This window comes from Streptomyces niveiscabiei (genome assembly GCF_001419795.1).
In the GTDB taxonomy this organism is placed as follows: Bacteria; Actinomycetota; Actinomycetes; order Streptomycetales; family Streptomycetaceae; genus Streptomyces; species Streptomyces niveiscabiei.
The window spans coordinates 1-2,645 of the sequence record NZ_LIRL01000731.1 but is presented as its reverse complement, the minus strand read 5'-3'; the positions used below and the strand labels follow the sequence as shown (position 1 = coordinate 2,645).

Annotated in this window: 2 protein-coding genes; both read right to left on the bottom strand. The window is 74.2% G+C overall.

Annotated features, from left to right (window positions below; translation table 11 throughout):
- Nucleotides 1-140 precede the first annotated feature (140 nt).
- Entirely contained in the window at nucleotides 141-965 is an 825-nt protein-coding gene (locus AOK24_RS32080) for a sugar phosphate isomerase/epimerase family protein (protein WP_193555137.1), read from the bottom strand.
- An 804-nt stretch (nucleotides 966-1,769) separates the two neighbouring features.
- On the bottom strand, nucleotides 1,770-2,645 hold an 876-nt coding region (locus tag AOK24_RS32075), incomplete at its 5' end, for a Ppx/GppA family phosphatase (RefSeq protein ID WP_055723540.1).

Here is a 2,645-nt window from a genome sequence, read left to right as displayed (position 1 = left end):
GTCTGAGGGGACTTCAGGGGCCTCGGCGGGGTCGTTTCCCGGAGCGGCAGGGGGTGTCCTGGCCGCCTGGACGGCCCGTTCTCCCCGATCGACCGGTTCCGTCGGCCGCCCCGGGGGTGTCGGGGCCGGCGTGCCGTCGGTCATCCGCGCGGAACCTTCAGCGCCGAGGCGAGGTGGAGGCGGGTGAAGGCCAGGGCCTCCGCCAGGTCGGCCTCGCGCTCGGCGGCGGACATCGCGCGGCGCGTGTTGACCTCGATGACGACGTGGCCGTCGAACCCCGTGAGGGCGAGGCGCTCCAGGAGTTCCGCGCAGGGCTGGGTGCCGCGGCCCGGGACGAGGTGCTCGTCCTTGTTGGAGCCGAGGCCGTCGGCGAGGTGGACGTGACCGAGGCGGTCGCCCATCCGGTCGACCATGTCCATCGCCTCGGTACGGGACGTCGCCGCGTGGCTGAGGTCGATCGTGAAGTGCCGGTAGTCGTCCTTGGTGACGTCCCAGTCGGGCGCGTACGCGAGCATCTCGCGGTCCCGGTAGCGCCAGGGGTACATGTTCTCGACGGCGAACCGGACGTCCGTCTCGTCGGCCATCCGCCAGATCCCCTGCACGAAGTCCCGCGCGTACTGGCGCTGCCAGCGGAACGGCGGGTGCACGACGACCGTGCTCGCCCCGAGCTTCTCGGCCGCCGCGCGTGCGCGCTGGAGCTTGGTCCAGGGGTCGGTCGACCAGACCCGCTGCGTGATCAGCAGACAGGGCGCGTGGACGGCGAGGATCGGCATCCGGTGGTAGTCACTGAGCCGCCTGAGCGCCTCGACGTCCTGGCTCACGGGGTCGTTCCACACCATCACCTCGACCCCGTCGTACCCGAGGCGCGCGGCGATCTCGAAGGCCGTCGCCGTCGACTCCGGATACACCGAGGCCGTGGACAGAGCGACCTTCGCATCCGGGATGCGCACCACTGGTTCTGCCACGAGGGACAGCGTACGGGGCCACACCGGGCCCCGAACCCGGGTCCCCGGGCTCCCTCCACGAGCCCCTGCCCGGCCACACGCACACCCGCGAATACCGACCCCACCCCCCGGACACCCTCCGAACAGGGACAGAGACCCCCGCCGCACGAACCCGCGCCCGCACGGGACGGCCCCTCCACCCGGGGACGCCGACCGAAGCAAGGGTGGCGCACTTCACGCACCGCACGCACTGCGCACACCCTCGCGCTACGACCCCGCGCCTCGCACCACCTTCACGCGCTCCGCACCAGGGTTCCCGCACAGGCGCGCGCCGGGGGTCGACGGCGTCGTGGAGCGGGCGGTCCGCCAGCCGCATTCCCGCGCACGCGCGCGCCGGGGCCATGGAGCGGCCTCGGCACACGCGGGCGTGGGCAGCCCGACGGGTACGACGGGTCCATCGCGTCGCGGCCCACCAGCTCTCGGCGCGCGTGCGCGCGGACAGCCCTCCCGAAGGCGATGAGGCGGACGGCGATCAACGCACCCCCGTGCGGGCAGCTCCGAGGAGATGTCCCGTACGGCGGCGCTGGGCACCCTCGCGCGGGCGGCCCCAACGCGGCCCGTTCGTCGGGGACCACCCCGCGCGCACGCGCTGGCAAGCCCCGAGACACCGCTCAGCCACAGCGCGCCCGTCCGCCCCCGCGCGCACGCACGCCGGGCACGACAGACCTTTGTACCGGGGTGGGCCTTCTCGAACTGCCCGCGTCCGCGCACTCCGGGTGTGACAACCATCCCGCGCGCGCACCCCGCAGCACGCCCCCCGCGCGCTCACACCGCCGGCATATGGTCCAGCCGCCGCAGGATGACCCCTTCGCGCAGGGCCCAGGGGCAGATCTCCAGGGTCTCGACGCCGAAGAGGTCCATGACGCCCTCGGCGACGAGCGCGCCCGCGAGGAGCTGGCCGGCACGGCCCTCGGAGACGCCGGGGAGTTCGGCGCGCTGGGCGACGGTCATGCCGGCGAGCCGGGGCACCCACGCTTCGAGGGACTCGCGCTTGAGCTCGCGCTGGACGTACAGGCCGTCGGTGGAGCGGGCGGCGCCGGCGATACGGGCGAGCTGCTTGAACGTCTTGGACGTCGCGACGACGTGGTCGGGAGCGCCGAAGCGGCTGAACTCACCGACCGTACGGGCGATCTGCGCGCGCGCATGGCGCCGTAGGGCCCTTATGTGCTCCGCTCCCGGCGGATCGCCCGGCAGCCAGCCGGCGGTGAGGCGGCCCGCGCCGAGCGGCAGGGAGACGGCCGCGTCGGGCTCCTCGTCGATGCCGTAGGCGATCTCCAGGGAGCCGCCGCCGATGTCGAGGACGAGGAGCTTGCCGGCGGACCAGCCGAACCAGCGGCGGGCCGCGAGGAAGGTCAGCCGGGCCTCCTCCGCGCCGCTCAGGACCTGGAGTTCGACGCCGGTCTCGTCGTGCACGCGCGCGAGGACGTCGTCCGCGTTGCTGGCCTCGCGCACGGCGGACGTGGCGAACGGCAGGAGGTCCTCGACGCCCTTGTCCTCGGCGGCCTGGAGCGCGTCCTGGACGACGCCGACGAGCCTGTCGACGCCTTCGGGGCCGATCGCCCCGTCCGCGTCGAGGAGTTGGGCGAGGCGCAGCTCCGCCTTGTGCGAGTGCGCGGGCAGCGGGCGCGCGCCCGGGTGTGC